Below are 20,314 nucleotides of genomic sequence, written 5' to 3'. Positions count from 1 at the left end.
TCATCGAAGCAATACATAACCTATTCATCATATGTTTAGGTTATGTTTAATAAGGCATCATTAAAAATGGTTATCGAGTAACGCTTTTAAAACACGACGACGAGTGATAACACCAATCACTTTGTTATTGTCATCAATGACAGGGTAGTTTTTAGGCTGAGTCCCATTCATTTTTTCTGCTAGAGAAAAAATAGATTGATTCGCTTTTACACTTAAAACATCTTTACGCATAATATCGGTTACTATCGCAACTCGTTCATTATGATAAGCAAATTGAGTGGTTACCTGTAAACATTCCTGTTCAGAAATCCAACCTAGTAGTTTATTTCCTTTATCTACAACGGGTCCACCTAAGGCTTCTTTCTTAATCAACTCTATCGATGCAGTAATCACAGGCATATCTTCACTGATCCTTGCAAAATCGACATTCATAAAGTCCTTAACTATTAAATCTTTCATTTTATCGCCTTCATTTCCATTGAGAGTGTATGCACAATAAACACTATCTGTGATCTATGCAACATTTATGCAGACATTTACATGCCATTTATGTAACACAATAGCGCTGGCCGAATAATCAATAGAAGTCGATTAATTAAAACTCATTTACATTATCGCCAACCATGAAAGTGCGTGGTGGGCTTTGGTCGCGCCATAAATATAAGCAAAAATAGCAATAGCAAAAATACTTGCCCAAAAACGGATCACGGCTGTTTTGCCTCGTTTAATGGCAATGGTACCAACAATAATATAGGCAAATAGTGCGATGAGTTTGGCCGTTAGCCAACCGTTAACAAAGGGGTATTGTTGAATGATGATGGTTAATAAAATGGCAAAAATCAGTAGTAAGGTATCGATGATATGTTGAAGGATTTTTAACAACTTGTGTTGCAATAACGACGAACCACTGACAGATAATACTGAGCGAAATATAAATAGGGTGATACTTAGGTAAGCCATACCGATATGCATGTTTTTTATGAATAAATAATCCATTGAAGATGTCCTGATTAAGTTTAGAGGGGTTAGGATAAGTGATTTAAAGAGGAATTGTAATGGTTAATTATAACTGTAAACACAGCTATAAAAATCATGGGGTAAATTAGGCGCCTAGAAAGGCGCCGTTAATAGTAACAGTTAAGCGTTTGCGTTTAATTCGCTTGCTGTTTCAAGTGCGGGTTTGCTAGTGAGAGCTTTTTTCAGTAAATCTAATAAGAATAGCCCCAATAATAATCCACCGATTCCAAATAACACATCACCAGGAACACGCATCCAAACTAAGGTTTCAACGATGGAGCTGTGAATAACCGCTGGCGAACGTGCATACCAGTAACCGTTATCGAGTACTGCGAAGAACTGAATCAAACCAACAGGTAATAATGACATAAACACCATAGCGACCAAACCAATGTTAAGAGTCCAGAATGCCCCTTTTAGGTATTTATTGTTCCATTCTAAGTTGCCGGTTAAGCCTCGTACACAGAACAACATCAAGCCTATACCTAACATGCCGTACACGCCCATAAAGGCCGCATGTGCGTGGGTTGCTGTAGTGTTTAAACCTTGAATAAAGTATAACGCAATAGGCGGATTGATAAGGAATCCTAGCACGCCTGCACCTACTAAATTCCAGAATGCAGTCGCCACAAAGAACATGATCGCCCATTTGTAACGGATCATCCAAGGTGCGACGCCACGCATACGGTAGCTTTCAACTGCTTCAAAGCCAATTAATGCCAGCGGTGCAACTTCTAGCGCAGAGAATATAGCACCCCAAGCGATAACTGAGGTTGGTACACCGGTGAAATATAAGTGATGCAATGTGCCGATTAAGCCACCAGTTAAGAACACCACAGTGGTAAAGAGCACGGTCGCGTTAGCACTGCGTGCGCGGATAAGCCCAAGACGAACCAACATTAATGCGATAACTGAAGTTGCAAAGGTTTCGAAGAATCCTTCTACCCATAAATGTACTACCCACCAGCGCCAGTATTCAGCAATGGCTAGGTTGGTGTGTTTACCCATGAATAGACCAGCGCCATAGAATAAGCCGATCGCAATACATGAAGCATATAACACCCAAATTACTGGGCCCATTTCACTTTTCTTTTTAAGAGCTGGACGAATAGCGGCTGTTACTAGCACTAACCAAATAAGTAACCCAACAAGTAATAATAGTTGCCAAACACGACCAAGGTCGATGTATTCGTAACCTTGATGTCCGAATAGGAAGTTCATGTCGAGATCAAAATACTGTTGTACACCAAGCCATTCACCGGCCATTGAACCAATAACAACAATTAATAAAGCCACCCAAAGCACATTAACACCAAGGCGTTGGAATTTAGGTTCATGCCCAGATAAAGCAGGTGCAATATATAACCCAGTGCCTAACCATGCCGTTGCTATCCAGAATACCGCAAGCTGTGTATGCCAAGTGCGGGTAACTGAGTAAGGTAAGATTTCTGACAGTGGTATGCCATAAAAGTCTTGCCCTTCAACGGCATAATGGGCAGTGATGCCGCCGAGTATGATTTGGAAAAGGAACAAACCAATGGCTGTAATAAAATATTTTGCCACTGCTTTTTGTGATTTAGTGGGTTTAGTCAGGAATAACGGATCATTCGCGACTGGCTTTGGCAATGATTCATGTTTGCAGGTTGCGTGGTGCCAAATTAATGCCCCCACACCTGCAATCAAAGTAACAAAACTCATGATTGACCAGAAAACATTACTTGACGTTGGGGTGTTACCTAACTGTGGATCAAAGGGCCAGTTGTTGGTGTAGGTGTATGCTTCATTTGGGCGTTCTGTTATTGCTGCCCATGCTCCCCAGAATAAAAATGCATTTAATTTTTCACGGTGCTCAAGAGAAGCAACGGTGCCTTCTTTCATGGCATATTGTTCTCTTAAGTGAGAAAGCTCAGGATCGCTACCAAATAAAGATAAGTAGTGCTGAGTTACTTCTTTAATAGATGCAACTCGTGTCGCTGAAAGACGAACTTCAGTAATACCATTAGCTTGCTCAATCACTGTATTGTGACGCATATCTTTACGTAATTTATCTTCTAAGCTCGCTTGGAGATCGCTTGATAACTCAATAAAAGGTGTTTGATATTGCTGTAATGCAGTGATGTTTAACCAAGCCTGTGCTTCGCGATGCAACCAATCTGCTGTCCAATCGGGTGCTACATATGAGCCGTGCCCCCAAATCGATCCAAGTTGATGACCACCCATTGAACGCCATACTAACTGCCCTTGTTCAACATCGTTTTGGCTAAATAATGTTTGCCCTGCATTGTCAACATAGGCATTAGGAATAGGTGGCTTTTCGCGGTAGATATCGCTACCGACACTGAGCAATACCGTGAAGGATGCAATTAGCACTGTTAGCAATGCAATCACCGTGAGTTTATTTCTGTTCATAATATTCTCTTTAATAAATTGTTTGAGAGGGGTAACTCTGGATGAATAGCACTATCTATGCCAAATCTATAATTCATTGTTTTTAAATGGTTATTGTTATTTTTGTTATATCAATATTGTCATAAAGACATTCATTATGATTGTCATTAAGACTGTAATTGTCATAATGACAATTATTAGTTATCTACTATATCTACTAATTAAGAATGAAAGTATTTACATAAAATTTAAAAGATGTAATATAAATGCATCTTTAAAGAATCAGTCAATTCAAGGTTGGAAAAATGCATATTACTCGTTATACCGATTACTCTTTACGCGTATTAATGTATCTAGCGGTTAATCAAGATCGTTTAAGCACCATTAATGAAATCGCGCTCAGTTATGCTATTTCTAAAAATCATTTAATGAAGATTGTGCAACAGTTAAACGTGAAAGGTTATTTGCTTGCGATCAGAGGTAAGAATGGGGGTATCAAACTTAATCGTTTACCGAGTGATATTAATATTGGTGAATTGGTGCGTGAAATTGAAGATAAAAAATTAGTTGAGTGCTTTGGTGATAACAATCAATGTGTGATCACACCAGGCTGTCAACTAAAAGGGATATTTGCAGAAGCCCAGGAAACTTTCTTTAAGGTATTAGATAAATATACGTTACAGGATATTTCAGGCGCAAGTGCTCAACATTCCTTGACTGAGATTTTGGTAACTGATGCTTAAGTCTTAAGTAATCAATACCTTATTTTTTATTTATTTAATATTTGAGGATTTATTATGATCAATATTTCCAATGCCAAAAGTAATGGCCCTATTAAGCCTGAAATTGCTTTTCTGGAATTTGCCTTCCGTCCTCTTTTTTTGCTTGCTTCTTTATTTAGCATTATTAGTTTGCTGATTTGGAACAGTGCATTAACGGGTTCGATTTCGCTTAACCTTTATGGTGGTAGCTTATGGTGGCATATGCATGAAATGCTATTTGGTTTTACGGCGACTATTATTGTTGGTTTTTTATTAACTGCGGTACAAAATTGGACAAAAGTGCGTAGCGTGAATGGGAAAGGCTTAGCGAGCATTAGTTGCTATTTGGCTGATTGCACGGGTATTGTTTTTCTTTCCAACCGTTCTCCCTCATTGGTTGATCGCCAGTGTGGATATTGCATTTTTACCTGTATCAGCATTGTGTTTGGCTTATCCGATTTTTAAAGTGAAACAATGGCGAAACTTAATGTTTATTCCCATTTTGTTGCTGATGAGCTTAGTGAATACGACGATGCATTATGCAGTTTCCGCTCAGGACTATGTATTAATGAATAGCGCAAGCACAACCATGGTGTTATTGGTGACTTTGGTGATGTGCATTATGGGGGAGAGTGTTTCCGATGTTTACTGCAAACGGGACTAAAACAGCGAGAACTAATGCACTTCCTTGGTTAGAAAAATTAGCCATGGTGAGCACGTTATTGGCGGTATTAACGACTTTTAATGTGGTCAGTTTACCAAGTATTGTGACTGCATTGATCTTTTTGTTGTCGCAATTGCAAATGCTTTTCGTGCCTATCGTTGGAAGATTTGGGTGACTTTTAAAACCCCTTTAGTTTGGTCGTTGCATATTAGTTATTGGTGTATTTCGGTTGGGCTTCTGATGCTTGGTTTATCAGAGATCACTACTATGGTAACTCACTCACAGGCGATTCATGCATTAACGGTTGGCGCAATGGGGGTTATGATTTTATCGATGATTTCGCGTGTTTCATTAGGGCACACAGGCAGAAATATAGTTGTAGGTAAAGTAATGACGATTGCTTTTATAGCCATCATTTTAGCCTTTTTGGCTCGTGTTTTTGGTAGTTATTTTATCACTAATTATACTCAAGTAATTGCCTCTGCTGTCGGTTTTTGGGCGATTGCTTATGGTTGCTTTGTAGTGCTGTACTTGCCTATTTTAACTAAACCTCGTTTTCGTTGATTTGTATCAACAAAGTAATGCGATTTAAAGTTGCATATAAAATGCATCTTTAATAAAGTTTAAACATCTTAACGAAACGGAGAATATTATGAGCTGTTGTGGACAATGTGGTGGTACTAGCCACGAAGATAAAGAAGAAACTAAACAAGAAGAAGAGTAACTTGTTGTTATAAGAAACATCTCAAAAATCCAGTCGCTAAGTCAATTGCTACTGGATTTTTTGTTTGTGCGCATAAAAAACTAGAACATCATGCTCTGGTTTTTCAGAGGGCTGTTTTTGCATTAAATAATGCTTTTGATTGAATTTCTTTGTTGTTTGTTTTGGCACTGTCATAATGACTGTATAAATCCCAAAGAGGTAGGTATTAAATTGGAAAATAAGCACCATGCATTAACGCAACTGGCCATTGATTTAACCACTAGTGTGACGGGGCAAGATCGTTTTGATCGTCTGCTTTTAATTATTCGTAAACTGTTTAATTGTGATGCTTCAGCATTGTTAGCTTTTCAGAATCAACAGTTTTCACCACTGGCGATTAATGGTCTTTATGATGAGGTATTAGGAAGACGTTTTAATATTCAAGAGCACCCAAGATTAGAAGCGATTGCAAGGGCGGGAGATATTGTGCGTTTCCCTGCAGATAGTCAGTTACCGGACCCCTACGATGGTCTTATTCCTAATCATGAAGATGAATTAAATGTGCATTCCTGTATTGGTTTGCCACTGTTTGCAAATGATCACCTTATTGGTGCCTTAACTATTGATGCCTTTGAACCACAGCAATTCGGTGCTTTTTCTAATGATGATTTACGTATTATTAGCGCGCTTGCTGCTCGCCAGTTTGCACACTTCTTTATTAATGGAAAAACTGGAAAATCAAAGTGGTTTCTTTAGTAATGATGTGCAAAATGTTTTTTTGCCTCAACCTGCAGAAATGATTGGCCATTCTCCTGTGATGTTAGATCTCCAGGCACAAATAAAAGCAGTGGCGGACACTGAGTTGTCTGTATTGGTGACAGGAGAAACTGGCGTCGGCAAGGAACTCGTAGCCTCTTCGTTGCATAAATTGTCTCGGCGTTGTGATAATACGCTGGTTTATTTGAATTGTGCAGCATTACCAGAGTCGGTGGCTGAAAGTGAATTATTTGGCCATGTTAAAGGTGCATTCACTGGGGCGATAAGTGATCGTAAAGGTAAGTTTGAGCTCGCTAATAATAGTACGCTATTTCTAGATGAGGTGGGCGAACCGCCACTTGCTCTACAGGCTAAATTGTTACGTGCTTTACAATATGGCGATATTCAACGAGTAGGTGATGAAAAAAGTCTTAAGGTTAATACGCGTATTGTTGCCGCTACTAATCGTACTTTGCATGAAGAAGTAAAAGCAGGACGTTTTCGTGCAGATCTTTATCACCGCTTAAATGTGTTTCCGGTTTATGTGCCTCCTCTTAGAGAGCGAGAAAATGATGTGGTACTTTTGTGTGGTTTTTTTGCAGAACGATGCAGAGCAAAATTAGCGCTAAGTCATTTAACCATTGCCCCCGCTACTATGAAACTGATCCAGAATTATTCCTGGCCAGGTAATGTGCGTGAATTAGAACATGCCATTAACCGCGCCGCTGTTATTGCAAAATCTCAAGCCACGGGTTCACATTTACAGTTGCAAGTTAATCATTTTGAATTTATTGCCGAGCATCTTTTGACGACCAATAAAACATCAGAGACAGGTTTAAATTTTGAATCTAAGAAGGTTGCTATGATAGGGCTTCGTGAAGCAACCTGTGATTTTCAAGCTTCTGTGATTAAACAGGCCTATCAAGAGAATGATAATAACTGGGCATCTACGGCAAGGAAACTCAAGGTCGACACGGGTAATTTGCATCGTTTAGCAAAAAGATTGAATTTAAAATAGGTTTGGCTTAAGGCGTTAATCACAAAAAATAAACGCTGTTTCAAAAAAATTATGAGTAAAATCACAAACAGGTAAATATACCTATAAATGTGCACAGTGAAGGTTGAATATATCAGTATTGATATTTTAACTAAGAGTACTGAGCATGTTTATTAATTATAATAGCAATCCCGTCGATGCCAAATCCTATGATACCCAGCGTTTACGTGATGAATTTTTATCTGAAGAGCTGTTTATTGCTGATAGTGTAAATATGGTTTATAGCCATATTGATCGTGTTGTTGCTGTTGGTATTTGCCCGACTAGCAAACCATTGAAACTCGATGAATTTGTCGATAAAAAAGCCTTTGGCACAGACTATTTTTTACAACGTCGCGAATTAGGCATCGTTAATTTAGGCGGTAAAGCAGAAGTTCGTTGTAAAGGAAGTACTTACCAAATAGCGCATTTAGATGCTTTGTATTTAGGCAAAGACGAACAAGAGATTGAGTTTGAATCATTAGATATTGATAATCCGGCCATATTTTATTGTTTAAGTGCGCCAGCGCATCATCAATATCCCTCAAGAATTATTATTCAAGATGATGCGAAGAAAGTTGAACTTGGCTCGTTAGAAAATGCCAATGCACGTGTGATTAACCAATATTTGCATCCTGATGTATTGCCAACCTGTCAGCTGTGTATGGGCATTACTCACTTACAGCCCGGCAGTGTTTGGAATACTATGCCTGCGCATACCCACGAAAGAAGAATGGAAGCTTATCTTTATTTTAATATTAAGCCTGCTCAAGTTGTTTTTCATTTTATGGGCGAACCAAGTGAAACACGCCATATTATTGTGCGTGACAAGCAGTTAGTACTCTCACCAAGTTGGTCTATTCATTCTGGTTGTGGCACACAAAATTATAGTTTTATTTGGGGAATGTTAGGCGAAAATCAAACCTTTGATGATATGGATTTTGTAGATATGAACAGCATTCGATAAAAATTTAAGGAGGCTAATAATCTAAGGGGTCAAACCATAACTCAGAATTTTGATAAATAGGATGAGGGATAATTTGATTACTTTCTATTTCAAATACTGTTTTGTTTTTTATATCTGATTGGATAATTGAGCTTTCATGGAAACGATGAAATATTTCATCGAAAGTGCCATTGTTGTGGATAGTCCAAAGCCCTTTTTCAATACGCGTATGTAATCTGGGCTCATTGGGAGAAACAAACAAGAAGACGGGCAAAGGAAGGTGTAATACCTTGCTTTCTTCAATGATCATTTGAGGAAATTTTTTAGTTCTTTCTTCAAATTCATAATAAATTTCATTAATACCTCTGATGATGTAATCGAATCGTTGACGATGTAACATGAAAAATAACCCTTCATAGGAGTTACTAGTAACCACATTAAACTCCTCTGAGTTTAATGTTTTAGTGGTACTCCATTGAAGCCCTAGACCTGCTTTTAATGTTTTTAATTGTTCGACTGATTGTAAATCTGCGAATTTTTTGGCATCTGTTTTATTGATTAACAAACGACGATAACTTAATAAGCCTCTTAAAATGGGAAAATAGATAGGTTTAATGCTTTTTTCCCATTCTTTTGAACTGGAGTCGCATAAATATTAATGAGCTTGCCTCTGTGTAGTTCCTGTAAAGCACGCTCACGTCTTAATAAAACCGGTGAATATTCAATTCTATAATCACCATATTCTTCGCGTGTTGCTTCTAATACAGCGGTAAGAACGAGTAATGGATAGTTATTACGAAGATCTAATTGAGAATGAGGGGGATTGTACCTAATGACATCTGTGGCATTGGTAAATAAGGGTAATAGAAATAAAATGAAAGTGATAATTTTGGCTCGCACTATAATTTATTTCCTCCTGATATTTGAGTAAATATGAAAAATGTTGAATTTTAAGTTTAGCTAAGAATCAATTTTTTTAGCCGATAATTCAATTTTCACCCTGTTATGATAATAATTATTGTATGTTGTGATCACCCCGACGGTTTATAAAATAGGTTGAGTAAATTGAAAGTTGAGAGTGACAAAATTATTTAAAATTAATAATGAGAGTCATGAGTCAAAGTAAATATGCATAGGTTTTAATGGAGAGTCTTAAATGAAAGCTAAACAGAAAGTTGTTTTATATAAAGAAATTGAACAACAGGCCTTAATAAAGCTGAAAACTCATTTTGATCTGAGCTACTTCCCCGTGGTTAATGAAAATAATCGGGAAGCATTTATTGAAGCCTTGAAAAATGCTGATGGGCTAATAGGTGCAAGTATGTCGATGCCCGCTGAATTGCTAAAATTAGCGCCTAATGTGAAGGTCTTATCGACTATTTCAGTTGGGGTTGATCAATTTGATATTGATTACATTAATCAGAATAAAATAGCATTAATGCATACCCCTAATGTATTAACAGAAACCACAGCCGATACACTGTTTACATTATTATTGTGTGCGGCTCGGCGCGCAGTTGAGCTATCTAATATGGTTAGAAATGGGCATTGGAAAAATTCTATAACTAGCGAATATTTTGGCGTAAATGTGCATGGCAAAACATTAGGTATAGTAGGAATGGGGCGTATTGGTTATGCCGTAGCTAAACGCGCTTTTCATGGTTTTGATATGCAAGTTAATTATTATAATCGCAGTGCCAATCAAGAGGCTGAAAATACCCTTAACGCAAAAAGACTGACGCTTGATGAATTGCTTAAAAGCAGTGACTTTATTTGTGTGGTGGTTCCCCTAAGCGCTGATACCGAAAAACTCATTAGCGAAGAGCAATTTAAATTGATGAAACCTGACGCTATTTTTATTAATGGCTCACGTGGTAAAGTTATTGATGAAAAAGCCTTGATAAATGCATTAAACAATAAAGTCATTCGCGGTGCTGGGTTAGATGTTTTTGAAGTCGAGCCTTTGCCTGCTTCTTCGCCTCTATGTACTATGGATAATGCTGTTATCTTCCCTCATATAGGTTCGGCGACAGCAGAAACGCGATTAGCAATGGCTAATTGTGCGGTGGATAACATGATAAATGCGCTACAGCAGGATTTTAGTAAAAACTGTTTTAACCGTGATGTATTAAAAATAGGTTAATTTCGACTTAATTATTCGCTTATCGAGCAATGTCATTTACAATAATGCTCATTTTTTTATTAGGTAAGAAATCGTAATTATGTCAATTAGAGTTGCTATCAATGGATACGGACGAATAGGACGAAGCGTGTTGCGCGCTTTATATGAAAGTAACCGTGAAGAAGAAATTAAAATTGTTGTCATTAATGAACTGGCAGAAACAAGTCGCTATTGCGCATTTAACACAGTATGATTCCACTCATGGTCGTTTTCCCTTTACCGTTGAATTGCAAGGTAATACGTTAAACATTAAAAATGACAGTATAGATTTGGTCCGTTTCTCTGAGTTAGCTGATTTACCTTGGAAGCAGTATGATATTGATATCGTCATTGATTGCACCGGTATTTATGGCTCTAAAGCTGATGCGGATGTACACCTTTTAGCTGGTGCTAAAAAGGTCATATTTTCTCATCCTGCTAATTCTGATGTAGATGCAACTGTAGTTTATGGCATAAATCATCAACAGCTTACTGGGCAAGAAACCTACCTTTCAGGAGCTTCCTGTACAACAAATTGTATTGTGCCAGTGATTGATACGCTTGATAAAAGCTTTTCGATTAAATGTGGCACCATCACAACAATTCATTCGGCAATGAATGATCAGCCCGTTATTGATGCTTACCATGATGATTTAAGACGAACCCGTGCTGCCAGCCAATCAATTATTCCTGTGGATACTAAATTAGCGGCAGGTATCGAACGAATTTTACCTAAATTTGCCGATAAATTTGAAGCCATTGCGGTGCGCGTACCCACCATTAATGTTACAGCGATGGATTTAAGTATTACGGTTAGCAAGGATGTCACTATAGAAGATATTAATCAGTGTTTATTAACTGGTTCACAAACTTTTTTGAAGGGCATTATGGGGTACACCGAAGCACCATTAGTTTCAATCGACTTCAACCATGATCCTCGTTCTTGCATTATTGATGGCACACAAACTCGCGTAAGTGACGGTCATTTAGTTAAACTCCTTGTATGGTGTGATAACGAGTGGGCATTTGCACATCGTCTTTTAGATACCAGTTATCATGTGGTAACTCTGAGTAAATAAAACCCACTAAAATATCAATGAGTGTAATGTTAATGTGCACTCATTAAGCCACTTAATTCAAACCTTAATCTTCATTTTAACCTGTATTTTAGTCTTTACTCTTATTCCTTAATTACACCTGTTTTTTGATAATTATCAAAAAATAGACTTTTATCACATTAAAAACAAAACCGGTTTTGTATTGTAATAACTGAAATTTTGCTTAATAAATAGGCTTTAAAATCTATATATTATCTTTTTTGTCAACAAAGTAATGGCGAGAGTATTGAAATGTCATTTTTGTGATAGAAAAACAAAATCGGTTTTTCTGCTTTCATCATATTTAACCATTTTTACTAAATTGGAGATAACAATGAAACTCAATACACTAACAATAGGCCTTGTTGTCGCGGGTTTATCGATGTCTAGCATGGTTAATGCAACCACTGTTGAATATTGGACAGTTCAAACTCAATCAGATCGTCTGCAAACAATCGGTGTGATGGCGGAAGTATTCTCGGCATTAAATCCTGGTATCGATGTAAAAATTATTGGTGTTGATGAAAATGATATGGCTAAGCAAATTGCGGTACACTGTCTCGCATCAAATACCTTGCCTGATATGATTGAAGTAAGTTCTAACCTGTCTTTAGCTTTTGCTGAAGAGGGCATTGTAGATGCTGATGCGAATACTGCCGTGGTTAATAATATTGGTAAATCTCGTTTTTATAAAGGTGCCTTAACATTAGTTGAAAACCCTCAAGAGAAAAAGTATGTGTCAGTGCCTTATCATGGTTGGGTGCAGGGCATTTGGTATCGAGCAGATTGGTTCAAAGAAGCAGGCCTAAATCCACCAACGACTTGGGAAGCGATTGAAAAAGGCCGCAAAATATTTTTATAAACCAGAAGATAACCAATATGGTATTTTGCTAGGGACTAAAGCAGATAGTTATGCAGAGCAATGTTATACGCAGTTTGCATTATCTAATAGCGCGGGACAATTTGATAAAGATGGCAATTTAATTTTCAACTCTGCTGGTCAAGTTGAGGTATTAGATTTCTACAAAAACCTAGCGCAATACAATCCTCCTGGGCCACAAACTTGGCGTGCTCGTGATTATTATCTGCAAGGTAAGTTAGCCATGTTTCTTCTATTCTTCTTATATTCTTGATGATATTGCTTTAGCGGAAGCTATGACTAGTTCATTAGGTACAGAAAACTTTGCTAATTTGAAAGGTCTTGCCTTTGATCCTGATTTAGCTAAGAATACTCGTCTTGCTACTACTATCACTAACAAACAGGCTTCTTCCTTTGGCACTTTAGTTGGTTTTTCTATTATGAAAAATTCAGATAAAGACGAATTAGAAGCAACTAAAAAATTCATTGAATATATGAATGAAAAAGACCAAGTGGTTGCTTATTCTCACATGGCTGTTGGTGGGCATTTACCAATGTTGAGAGACACTGCTGAAACCGATGAGTTTTTAAATGATCCCAAGGGTATTTTTGCTCAATACGGTAAAGAATCCATTAAAGAAATTATTGCTGGTTTCGAAAATATTAAAAACTTCTCGGTTGTTGATGGTAAAGCTTTTCCTAAATCAGGCGAAATTTTTGCAAAACAAATTATCCCGCGCATGATTTATAGTGCAACAATTGAAAACAAAGGCACAAAAGAGTCTCTTGATTGGGCTGAGCAACAAATGCAACAAGTGATTGCTGAGTAGTAACACATATACAAGGGATGCCTATGCCGTCATTACAGTCGCCATTAGAAAGAGCTGAAGCTCGATTTGGTTGGAAGCTTGTTGCACCAACCATTGTGATCCTTAGCTTACTGATTTTATATCCGTTAATTTATAACGTTTATCTGAGTTTTTTTGATGTTCAGTTAAATGGCGACAAGTTATTTGTGGGTTTTGATAACTATAGCAAATTATTATCTAACCCAGATTATTATCTTGCTATGTGGACAACCGCGCTGTATTTAATAGGCACGGTTGTAGGCACAACGGTACTTGGTTTGGCTATGGCGTTGTTACTGCGTGACCCTTTTAAAGGTCGTGGGCTGGTTAATGCCTGCTATTATGCTTCCCTATGTGGCACCGGTAATTTCAGTTGTTTTTGGTTGGCAGTTTTTGTTTGATCCTATTTCTGGCGTAGTGAATTATTTGCTGGTGGATGTGTTTCATATTTGGAGTGAAAGAGCCAATTTGATTGGTGACCCAGATTCGGCATTAGGTGTGGTGATCTTGTTTGATATTTGGAAGCATGCGCCTATTGCTTATATGTTGATTTTATCCAAGCTAGTGTCTATTTCTCGTGACCAATATGAAGTCTGCTTCTATTGATGGTTATGGGCCGATAGGTCGATTTTTTCATGTTACCTTGCCGGAGTTACATTTCGTTTTAGCGACAGTTGTATTATTGCGTTTAATTTGGAATTTAAACCGTTTTGAAGATGTTTATCTGCTTGCTCCGAATGTAGAAACCTTACCTATTTTTACCTATTACCAAGCCTTTACTGGCGTTATTGACCAAGGTTTAGCGTATGCAACATCAGTTATTCAACTTGCTGTGTTGTGTGTCTTTATTTGGTTCTATATTAAAAAAATAATGAAGTGGTGATTGAATATGTTAGAAAAACGTACCTTAAAAGGGCGCATTGCTTTTTTATTGCCGTGGCATTATTGGTTTGTTTTAGTTTATTGCCCTTCGCACAAATTATTTCAACTTCGCTCAAGCATCAATTTGACTGGGGTAACCCTTCCTTGATACCGCAGGCTATTAACCTAGATGCTTATAAGGAATTATTGGGGCTGACTGAGGCTAAAAAAGTCGAAATACCAGTTGCTATTCAAAAAATATTAGATAACCCTAAGTTACCGCAAGATAAAAAGGATGCTATTCTTGCCAAATTTGTTTCCAATGATAATTTATTTCCCTTTGGTAAATATATGTTAAATAGCATTATTCTCTCTGTTGGAGCGGTACTGCTATTTCACTTGTTTTTGCCATTATGGGCGCCTATTCGATAAGTCGATTGCGCTTTAAAGGACAGGTGGTGATACAACGCTCCGTGCTGTTTGTGTACATGGTTGGCGGGGTATTATTGATGGTGCCTCTGTATCAAATGGCGATGAATTTAGGCTTGGCTTCTACTATGTGGGGAAGTGTATTTTGTTTGTTTGTTATTTATATTGTGCAAACTCTCCCCGTTGGTATGTATATGCTTGGAAATTACTTTAGGGGAATTCCTTTTGCCTTGGAAGAAGGCTGCTATGATGGATGGTTGTTCTCGTCAGGAGGCAATTATTAAAGTGGTATTGCCTTTATCTTTGCCCATGCTTGCAACGGTTTTTATTTATTGTTTCATTATTGGTTGGAATGAGTATCTGTTTGCTTCTGTGTTCCTCAAACAGTATCCCGAGTTCCATACTTTACCACTTGCACTTCAAGAGTTATTTGTTTCGAAAAATGCCATTTGGGATCGCATTATGGCGGCGTCAATGCTGACACTTGCACCTATTGTCATTTGTTTCCTATTTGCATCTCGTTTTATGAAAGACGGGAAAACAGACGGTGGCGTTAAGGGTTAATAATGGCTTCTATAAAATTAAAAAATATTATTAAAAATTACGGTCAAACTGAAGTTGTTAAAGGTATTGATTTAGATATTAACGACGGTGAGTTCGTGGTATTGGTTGGGCCCTCTGGCTGTGGTAAATCCACCACTTTAAGAATGATTGCAGGACTTGAGCAAGCGACTATGGGTGATATTGTTATTGGCGATCGGGTGGTAAATGATATTGAACCACAGCATCGTAATATTGCCATGGTATTTCAAAACTATGCGCTTTATCCACATAAGTCAGTCAGAGAAAATATTGTTTTTGCATTACGTCGTTTAAAAGTTGAAGAAGCTGAATTACAGCGACGTCTTGCTGAAGTATCAGAAATGCTTCAACTTGACGAATTATTAGATAGAAAACCAGCAGATTTATCGGGTGGTCAACGCCAGCGTGTAGCGATGGGACGTGCCATTATTCGAGATGCTGATGTGTTTCTTTTTGATGAGCCATTATCCAACCTCGATGCAAAGTTACGTGCACACATGCGCACAGAAATAGGTAAAATACACAATAAATTTGGCCGTACTAGTGTCTATGTTACTCATGACCAAGTGGAAGCGATGACCTTAGCCGATAAAGTAGTGGTGCTTCATAATGGTTATATCGCGCAGGCAGGTACACCAATGGAAATTTACCTGGATCCTGTGAATATTTTTGTCGCACAATTTATTGGCTCACCCTCAATGAATATTGTCGAAGGTATTTTGTTTAATGATTATCTACAGGTTGCTGATTATCGTTTACCACGTGAAAAATTATCAGCGGTTAATTATCAAAAAACAATTCCCGCATCTGGTATTGCCGTCAAAATAGGCATTCGCCCAGACTTTTTTAATGATAAAAACTATTTTGCTGAAACCGATGCAACCTTTAACTTTAATGGTGTTAATATTGATTTAATTGAACCGATGGGGTTTGATAAAGAAGTTTTATTCAACATAGGGGGAACCACGATAAAAGCAAGATTAGACCTACGTTCAGAGATAAAGCGTGGTGATAAAATGGATTTATTAGTTGAGCTTTCCCGCATATTGATTTTTGATCAACAGACTGAGCAACGTCTTTAAGGTTTGACAGTGAGGGAATATTCAAATTAAAAACTGACGCGATTAATCGCGATTGTTAAGGTAACTGATGTCGATTAAAAAACTTGCTTGCTTCTTTAGGCTTATCAAAATCAACGGTTTCTAGGGCGCTTAATGGTTATGCCGATGTGAACGAAGAAACCCGTAAGAAAGTCATCAATGGCGCCCAAGAAATGGGCTATAAGCCTAATGCAACTGCTAAGCGATTAGCATCTGGTAAATCTCGTAATATTGGCATTATTCTCCCCTCGAGCAATCAACTATTTGTTTCCTCTGCTTTTTCTAAGGTGTTGGCCGGTGTATCTAATATGCTTGCTAAATTTGATTACCAACTGATTGTTACTACTGTTTCAGCGTTACAGGATGAACAGCAGGTTTATTTTGATTTCATCACTAGTGGTCTGGTTGATGGGCTATTTATTGTACGTACACGTATAAACGATGAACGTATTTGTTTGTTAAAAAAACATCACTTTCCATATGTATGTTATGGCTTTGAACAGGGATATGAAGCGGATAGTTTTGTTGATGTTGATAATGAACAGGCTTTTTATCTGCTTACTAAAAGGCAAATTGAACAGGGGCACGTGCGAATTGCTTTTCTTGATGCACCGAGTAACCTGACTTTATCTCAAGCACGTCAACAGGGTTATTTGAAGGCAATGAAGGAAGCGGATTTAGAAATAGATGCGCACTGGTTATTAAATGCAGAGCTGAATGAAAGTGGCGCGATGAAGATGACAAAATCTTTGATGGCTTTAGCCCATCGGCCTACTTCAATATTATGTGCCGATGACAATATGGCGCTAGGGACTATTTCTGCCTGTGAAGAACTAGGTTATGCACCTGGAGTGGATGTTGCTATAGCGGGATATGGAGACTATGAGCATAGTATCTATAGTAAACCTTCGATTACGACCATCAAATATGACACATTAGCTGTGGGTGAAGAAATGGCTAAATTGATGCTTAATAAACTCGAAAATAAACAATTTAAAATTCACAATTGGTACTCAACGGAAATTATTGTGCGCCAATCTGATGCTAATGTAGCAGTACGTTAAAACCTATTTCTTGTTCGCATTATGTTTAATGCTCATGCCTTTTAATATCTGCGTTCGGAGTGTTTGTAGCTCACCACTTTTTTCCATTTTAGATAAAACGTCATCAACCTTAACTGCTAAATCTTTATGTTTAGCATTTAAGTAATGGTGTAATGGCATGCTTTTTAATGCTGGCGAAAGAATACCAATTGAATCTAACTCTAAGTATTTTAACATTTCTAGACCATTACGCTTGGTTGCAATAACTACATCTACTCTATCTCGTTCAAGTAAATTCAAGGCTTGCGTTAGGCTGTTGGTGATAAAAACATAATCCATTCCCTTTGTGCATAACTCTGCAAATTTTGCTCCTCTGACAACAGCAATACTGAAATACTTTAAAGCTTCACAGTCGGTTACAGTAAAGTTTAGGTTTTTTGAAAAAACTGAAGGCTCAATAAGGTTGATTGAAGTGGGGATGCGAATGAGTTGTGGATAAAATTGACCTATTTCAAATACACGACTAACTTCTCCGTCTACTTTGCTTTCGTTAGCTTCTTGAATTGACCTTTTAGGGGGCATATCTATTGTGTTAATTGAAATACCAAGCTTGTTATAAGCAACCTTTAAAATTTCAGCACTTACGATTTGATCCTGTGTATTTTGAACCTTTGAAAAGGTAAGAGTCGTTTCCGCGTAGGCAAACATTTGTAATGCCATAAGCCATGTAAAAAGAAAAAAGACCCTATTCATAAATTACCTGTTTCAATGTGTCAGTGATTAATCGAAGTGAGGTGAAAAGTGTTATTAATAATACAAGTTAACTCTAGCACCCTTGTTGAATTTTTCCTGCTTTTAAATATTTTTTATTAGTAAAAGGGATTGATTGTATTAATTATTGAACCAATGAAGTTGATGAACTGTGCATTGTCATGGAGTATTTCAAGGAATATACTGCAATGACATATTAGGTTTTTGCTAATTCAGCGATATGGCAAAATTCTTAAATAGAAATCAAAAAATCAGACCTTCATTTTATAAACAAAATACATGCCATTAAATGAATTTGGCAAATTGTACCTTGATGGTCTTAACCAAAGCATAGAGAGATAAAATGAATAATTTTAGTTTTGAAAATCAGACCCGTATTCACTTTGGTGAAGGGCAAATTAGTGTTATCAACAAAGAAATTCCAAGCGATGCGAAAGTTCTCGTTGTTTATGGTGGTGGTTCAATAAAAGGTAATGGTGTTTATGATCAAGTTGTTACTGCCTTAGAAAATCATACTTGGTTTGAATTTTCTGGCATTGAACCTAATCCAAAATACGATACGTTAATGAAAGCTTTACCGATTATTAAAGAGCATAACATTAATTATATTCTAGCCGTGGGCGGTGGCTCTGTTGCTGATGGTTGTAAGTTTATTGCTTCTTGCTTGCTTTGTTTGCTGGTGAAGATCCTTGGGATATCATCGCTAAACAAGCGCCTATTGATGCGACATTGCCGATTGGTGTTGTGCTTACACTACCAGCAACAGGTTCAGAAACGAATATTGGCTCAGTTGTTACTCGTGATGGTACTAAGCTACCCTTCATGAATCCTTTAGTACGTCCTCAGTTTGCTGTGTTAGATCCAGCAGTGACCTTATCACTTTCTGATCGTCAAATTAGTAATGGTGTGGTGGATGCCTTTATTCATACCATGGAGCAATACCTTACTTATAGTGTAAATGGTAAAGTGCAGGATCGATTTGCAGAAGGTTTGTTACAAACTTTAATTGAAGAAGGGCCAAAAGCATTAGCACCAGAAACTAAAAGTGATCTTGAAGTACGTGCTAATATCATGTGGTCTGCAACTATGGCTTTAAATGGTTTAATTGGCTCAGGTGTGCCACAGGATTGGTCTACACATATGATTGGTCACGAATTAACAGGTGAATATGAAATTGACCATGCACGAACGCTGTCTATCGTTTTACCTGCTGTAATGAAAGTTTGTCAGCAAGCAAAACAGGATAAACTAGTGCAGTACGCTGAACGAGTTTGGAATATTAATGAAGGTGATGAAAAGCAAAAAATAGCTCAAGCGATTAAATTAACAGAAGAGTTCTTCCAAACTATGGGTATGCCAATTCGTTTAGCGGATGTGGATTTAGATGAGTCAAGTATTGAACCCTTAGTGAAAAGACTAGAGCAACATGGCATGGTTGCCTTAGGTGAGCATGGCGACATTACTTTAGATGTAAGTCGCAAAATCCTACAGCAAGCACTTTAATATCCATCTGCTTCATTAACACTTTTAATGAAGTTTAAAAAGCTAACAACAAGCATTTGTTGTTAGCTTTATTTTTTAATAAGGATAAAAAATGATCATTGTTCACCATTTAAATAAATCCCGTTCAAAACGCATTTTGTGGTTATTAGAAGAGCTTCAAATGCCTTATCACTTAGTACAGCACCAACGCGATCCACAAACAAATTTAGCACCAGACAGTTTAAAAGTCATTCACCCTTTAGCTAAAGCACCAGTTATTGTTGATGGTGAGCTAACCTTATGTGAATCGGGTGCGGTTGTTGAATACATTTTAAATAACGATACTCAAAATAGGTTACGTCCACAGCCAGACAGCGCTGAATATTACCAATACTTAGAGTGGTTACATTTTGCAGAAGGCTCGCTAGCATTACCGGTTATTGCAAAGTTAATGATGAGTATGGAGGAGCGAGTGGGTGACCAAGCGATGGACCATTATATTGGTAAGGAAATTAACCTCGATTTTTCATATATTGAAGCAGTATTATCGAAACAATCATATTTTGCAGGTGAGCAATTTAGCGGGGCTGATATTATGATGACCATCATGCTTGAGATTGCTTGCCAATATCGGATTGTTAAAAGATAAAGTTAACACTTTGGCTTATCTTGAAAAAATGCGACAACGCAGTGCATATCAAAAAGCGACAAGTTTTGGTTAATTACTGTTTTGCTTAATCGCTAGAGAGAATAAGCATAATTTAGGCATAAAAAAAGCCAAACCATAAAAATGGTTTGGCTTATGATGTT

General features: G+C 37.4%; 22 protein-coding genes and 4 pseudogenes. 20 read left to right on the top strand and 6 right to left on the bottom strand.

From position 1 onward, the window contains the following. Window positions 1-60 precede the first annotated feature (60 nt). The 3 genes from ACLKMH_RS00880 to ACLKMH_RS00870 all read right to left on the bottom strand — a co-directional run bounded on the left by ACLKMH_RS00880 (window position 61) and on the right by ACLKMH_RS00870 (window position 3,426). Window positions 61-459: a CBS domain-containing protein gene (locus tag ACLKMH_RS00880; protein WP_413700480.1), complete on the bottom strand. Its 399-nt coding sequence runs from the start codon at window positions 457-459 to the stop codon at window positions 61-63. A 147-nt stretch (window positions 460-606) separates the two neighbouring features. Next, entirely contained in the window at window positions 607-996 is a 390-nt protein-coding gene (locus tag ACLKMH_RS00875) for a SirB2 family protein (protein WP_413700479.1), read from the bottom strand. Between the two features lie 141 nt (window positions 997-1,137). Further along, the gene (locus ACLKMH_RS00870) at window positions 1,138-3,426 is read right to left on the bottom strand and encodes a nitric-oxide reductase large subunit (protein ID WP_413700478.1); all 2,289 of its coding nucleotides are present in this window, start codon (window positions 3,424-3,426) and stop codon (window positions 1,138-1,140) included. 284 nt (window positions 3,427-3,710) lie between these two features. Here ACLKMH_RS00870 and ACLKMH_RS00865 point away from each other — a divergent pair, with 284 nt between their 5' ends. The 5 genes and pseudogenes from ACLKMH_RS00865 to kduI all read left to right on the top strand — a co-directional run bounded on the left by ACLKMH_RS00865 (window position 3,711) and on the right by kduI (window position 8,292). Further along, complete coding sequence (locus ACLKMH_RS00865) at window positions 3,711-4,148, top strand: RrF2 family transcriptional regulator (RefSeq protein WP_413700477.1); 438 nt, start codon at window positions 3,711-3,713, stop codon at window positions 4,146-4,148. Window positions 4,149-4,202: 54 nt separating this feature from the next. Beyond that, window positions 4,203-4,631: an NnrS family protein gene (locus tag ACLKMH_RS00860; protein ID WP_413700476.1), complete on the top strand. Its 429-nt coding sequence runs from the start codon at window positions 4,203-4,205 to the stop codon at window positions 4,629-4,631. After that, window positions 4,576-5,394 (top strand): annotated as a pseudogene (locus ACLKMH_RS00855) (NnrS family protein). The gene ACLKMH_RS00860 and the pseudogene ACLKMH_RS00855 overlap by 56 nt, the downstream one beginning before the upstream one ends. 370 nt (window positions 5,395-5,764) lie before the next feature. After that, window positions 5,765-7,307 (top strand): annotated as a pseudogene (gene norR, locus ACLKMH_RS00850) (nitric oxide reductase transcriptional regulator NorR). A 145-nt stretch (window positions 7,308-7,452) separates the two neighbouring features. Continuing rightward, window positions 7,453-8,292: a 5-dehydro-4-deoxy-D-glucuronate isomerase gene (gene kduI, locus ACLKMH_RS00845; RefSeq protein ID WP_413700475.1), complete on the top strand. Its 840-nt coding sequence runs from the start codon at window positions 7,453-7,455 to the stop codon at window positions 8,290-8,292. Window positions 8,293-8,305: 13 nt separating this feature from the next. On the opposite strand, the gene ACLKMH_RS00840 is transcribed toward kduI, so the two are convergent. Together ACLKMH_RS00840 and ACLKMH_RS00835 are read right to left on the bottom strand one after the other, a co-directional pair. Then, the gene (locus tag ACLKMH_RS00840) at window positions 8,306-8,836 is read right to left on the bottom strand and encodes a hypothetical protein (RefSeq protein WP_413700474.1); all 531 of its coding nucleotides are present in this window, start codon (window positions 8,834-8,836) and stop codon (window positions 8,306-8,308) included. Between the two features lie 23 nt (window positions 8,837-8,859). Then, on the bottom strand, window positions 8,860-9,171 hold the full coding sequence (locus ACLKMH_RS00835) for a hypothetical protein (RefSeq protein WP_413700473.1): 312 nt from the start codon (window positions 9,169-9,171) through the stop codon (window positions 8,860-8,862). A 256-nt stretch (window positions 9,172-9,427) separates the two neighbouring features. Here ACLKMH_RS00835 and ACLKMH_RS00830 point away from each other — a divergent pair, with 256 nt between their 5' ends. The 13 genes and pseudogenes from ACLKMH_RS00830 to ACLKMH_RS00770 all read left to right on the top strand — a co-directional run bounded on the left by ACLKMH_RS00830 (window position 9,428) and on the right by ACLKMH_RS00770 (window position 17,272). After that, window positions 9,428-10,414 (top strand): 2-hydroxyacid dehydrogenase, encoded by a 987-nt coding sequence (locus ACLKMH_RS00830; protein ID WP_413700472.1) that lies wholly within the window; start codon window positions 9,428-9,430, stop codon window positions 10,412-10,414. Between the two features lie 79 nt (window positions 10,415-10,493). After that, a pseudogene (gene epd, locus ACLKMH_RS00825) lies at window positions 10,494-11,511 on the top strand (erythrose-4-phosphate dehydrogenase). Window positions 11,512-11,863: 352 nt separating this feature from the next. Continuing rightward, window positions 11,864-12,391: an ABC transporter substrate-binding protein gene (locus ACLKMH_RS00820; protein WP_413700471.1), complete on the top strand. Its 528-nt coding sequence runs from the start codon at window positions 11,864-11,866 to the stop codon at window positions 12,389-12,391. Further along, complete coding sequence (locus ACLKMH_RS00815) at window positions 12,363-12,662, top strand: hypothetical protein (protein ID WP_413700470.1); 300 nt, start codon at window positions 12,363-12,365, stop codon at window positions 12,660-12,662. Before ACLKMH_RS00820 ends, ACLKMH_RS00815 begins: the two co-directional genes overlap by 29 nt. A gap of 22 nt (window positions 12,663-12,684) precedes the next feature. Beyond that, window positions 12,685-13,218, top strand: coding sequence for a hypothetical protein (locus tag ACLKMH_RS00810; RefSeq protein ID WP_413700469.1), 534 nt, complete (start codon window positions 12,685-12,687; stop codon window positions 13,216-13,218). A 23-nt stretch (window positions 13,219-13,241) separates the two neighbouring features. Then, window positions 13,242-13,637: a carbohydrate ABC transporter permease gene (locus ACLKMH_RS00805; protein WP_413700468.1), complete on the top strand. Its 396-nt coding sequence runs from the start codon at window positions 13,242-13,244 to the stop codon at window positions 13,635-13,637. Then, window positions 13,630-13,842 (top strand): hypothetical protein, encoded by a 213-nt coding sequence (locus ACLKMH_RS00800; protein ID WP_413700467.1) that lies wholly within the window; start codon window positions 13,630-13,632, stop codon window positions 13,840-13,842. The genes ACLKMH_RS00805 and ACLKMH_RS00800 overlap by 8 nt, the downstream gene beginning before the upstream one ends. Next, on the top strand, window positions 13,823-14,119 hold the full coding sequence (locus tag ACLKMH_RS00795) for a hypothetical protein (protein WP_413700466.1): 297 nt from the start codon (window positions 13,823-13,825) through the stop codon (window positions 14,117-14,119). Before ACLKMH_RS00800 ends, ACLKMH_RS00795 begins: the two co-directional genes overlap by 20 nt. After that, window positions 14,113-14,529: a hypothetical protein gene (locus ACLKMH_RS00790; RefSeq protein ID WP_413700465.1), complete on the top strand. Its 417-nt coding sequence runs from the start codon at window positions 14,113-14,115 to the stop codon at window positions 14,527-14,529. The genes ACLKMH_RS00795 and ACLKMH_RS00790 overlap by 7 nt, the downstream gene beginning before the upstream one ends. A gap of 26 nt (window positions 14,530-14,555) precedes the next feature. After that, complete coding sequence (locus tag ACLKMH_RS00785; protein ID WP_413700464.1) at window positions 14,556-14,810, top strand: hypothetical protein; 255 nt, start codon at window positions 14,556-14,558, stop codon at window positions 14,808-14,810. Continuing rightward, window positions 14,773-15,090, top strand: coding sequence for an ABC transporter permease subunit (locus tag ACLKMH_RS00780; protein WP_413700463.1), 318 nt, complete (start codon window positions 14,773-14,775; stop codon window positions 15,088-15,090). The genes ACLKMH_RS00785 and ACLKMH_RS00780 overlap by 38 nt, the downstream gene beginning before the upstream one ends. A 2-nt stretch (window positions 15,091-15,092) precedes the next feature. Further along, on the top strand, window positions 15,093-16,190 hold the full coding sequence (locus tag ACLKMH_RS00775; RefSeq protein ID WP_413700462.1) for an ABC transporter ATP-binding protein: 1,098 nt from the start codon (window positions 15,093-15,095) through the stop codon (window positions 16,188-16,190). A gap of 83 nt (window positions 16,191-16,273) precedes the next feature. Further along, window positions 16,274-17,272: a LacI family DNA-binding transcriptional regulator gene (locus ACLKMH_RS00770; RefSeq protein ID WP_413700461.1), complete on the top strand. Its 999-nt coding sequence runs from the start codon at window positions 16,274-16,276 to the stop codon at window positions 17,270-17,272. Window positions 17,273-17,275: 3 nt separating this feature from the next. On the opposite strand, the gene ACLKMH_RS00765 is transcribed toward ACLKMH_RS00770, so the two are convergent. Continuing rightward, the gene (locus ACLKMH_RS00765) at window positions 17,276-17,959 is read right to left on the bottom strand and encodes a substrate-binding periplasmic protein (protein ID WP_413700460.1); all 684 of its coding nucleotides are present in this window, start codon (window positions 17,957-17,959) and stop codon (window positions 17,276-17,278) included. Between the two features lie 406 nt (window positions 17,960-18,365). On the opposite strand from ACLKMH_RS00765, the pseudogene ACLKMH_RS00760 reads away from it, so the two are divergent. Then, window positions 18,366-19,525 (top strand): annotated as a pseudogene (locus ACLKMH_RS00760) (iron-containing alcohol dehydrogenase). A 91-nt stretch (window positions 19,526-19,616) separates the two neighbouring features. Further along, window positions 19,617-20,153, top strand: coding sequence for a glutathione S-transferase family protein (locus tag ACLKMH_RS00755; RefSeq protein WP_413700459.1), 537 nt, complete (start codon window positions 19,617-19,619; stop codon window positions 20,151-20,153). Window positions 20,154-20,314 lie beyond the last annotated feature (161 nt).

The organism is Psychromonas sp. KJ10-10, from assembly GCF_047323245.1.
Taxonomy (GTDB): Bacteria; Pseudomonadota; Gammaproteobacteria; order Enterobacterales; family Psychromonadaceae; genus Psychromonas.
The sequence above is the reverse complement of the archived record's forward strand: the minus strand, read 5'-3'. Positions and strand labels throughout refer to the sequence as shown.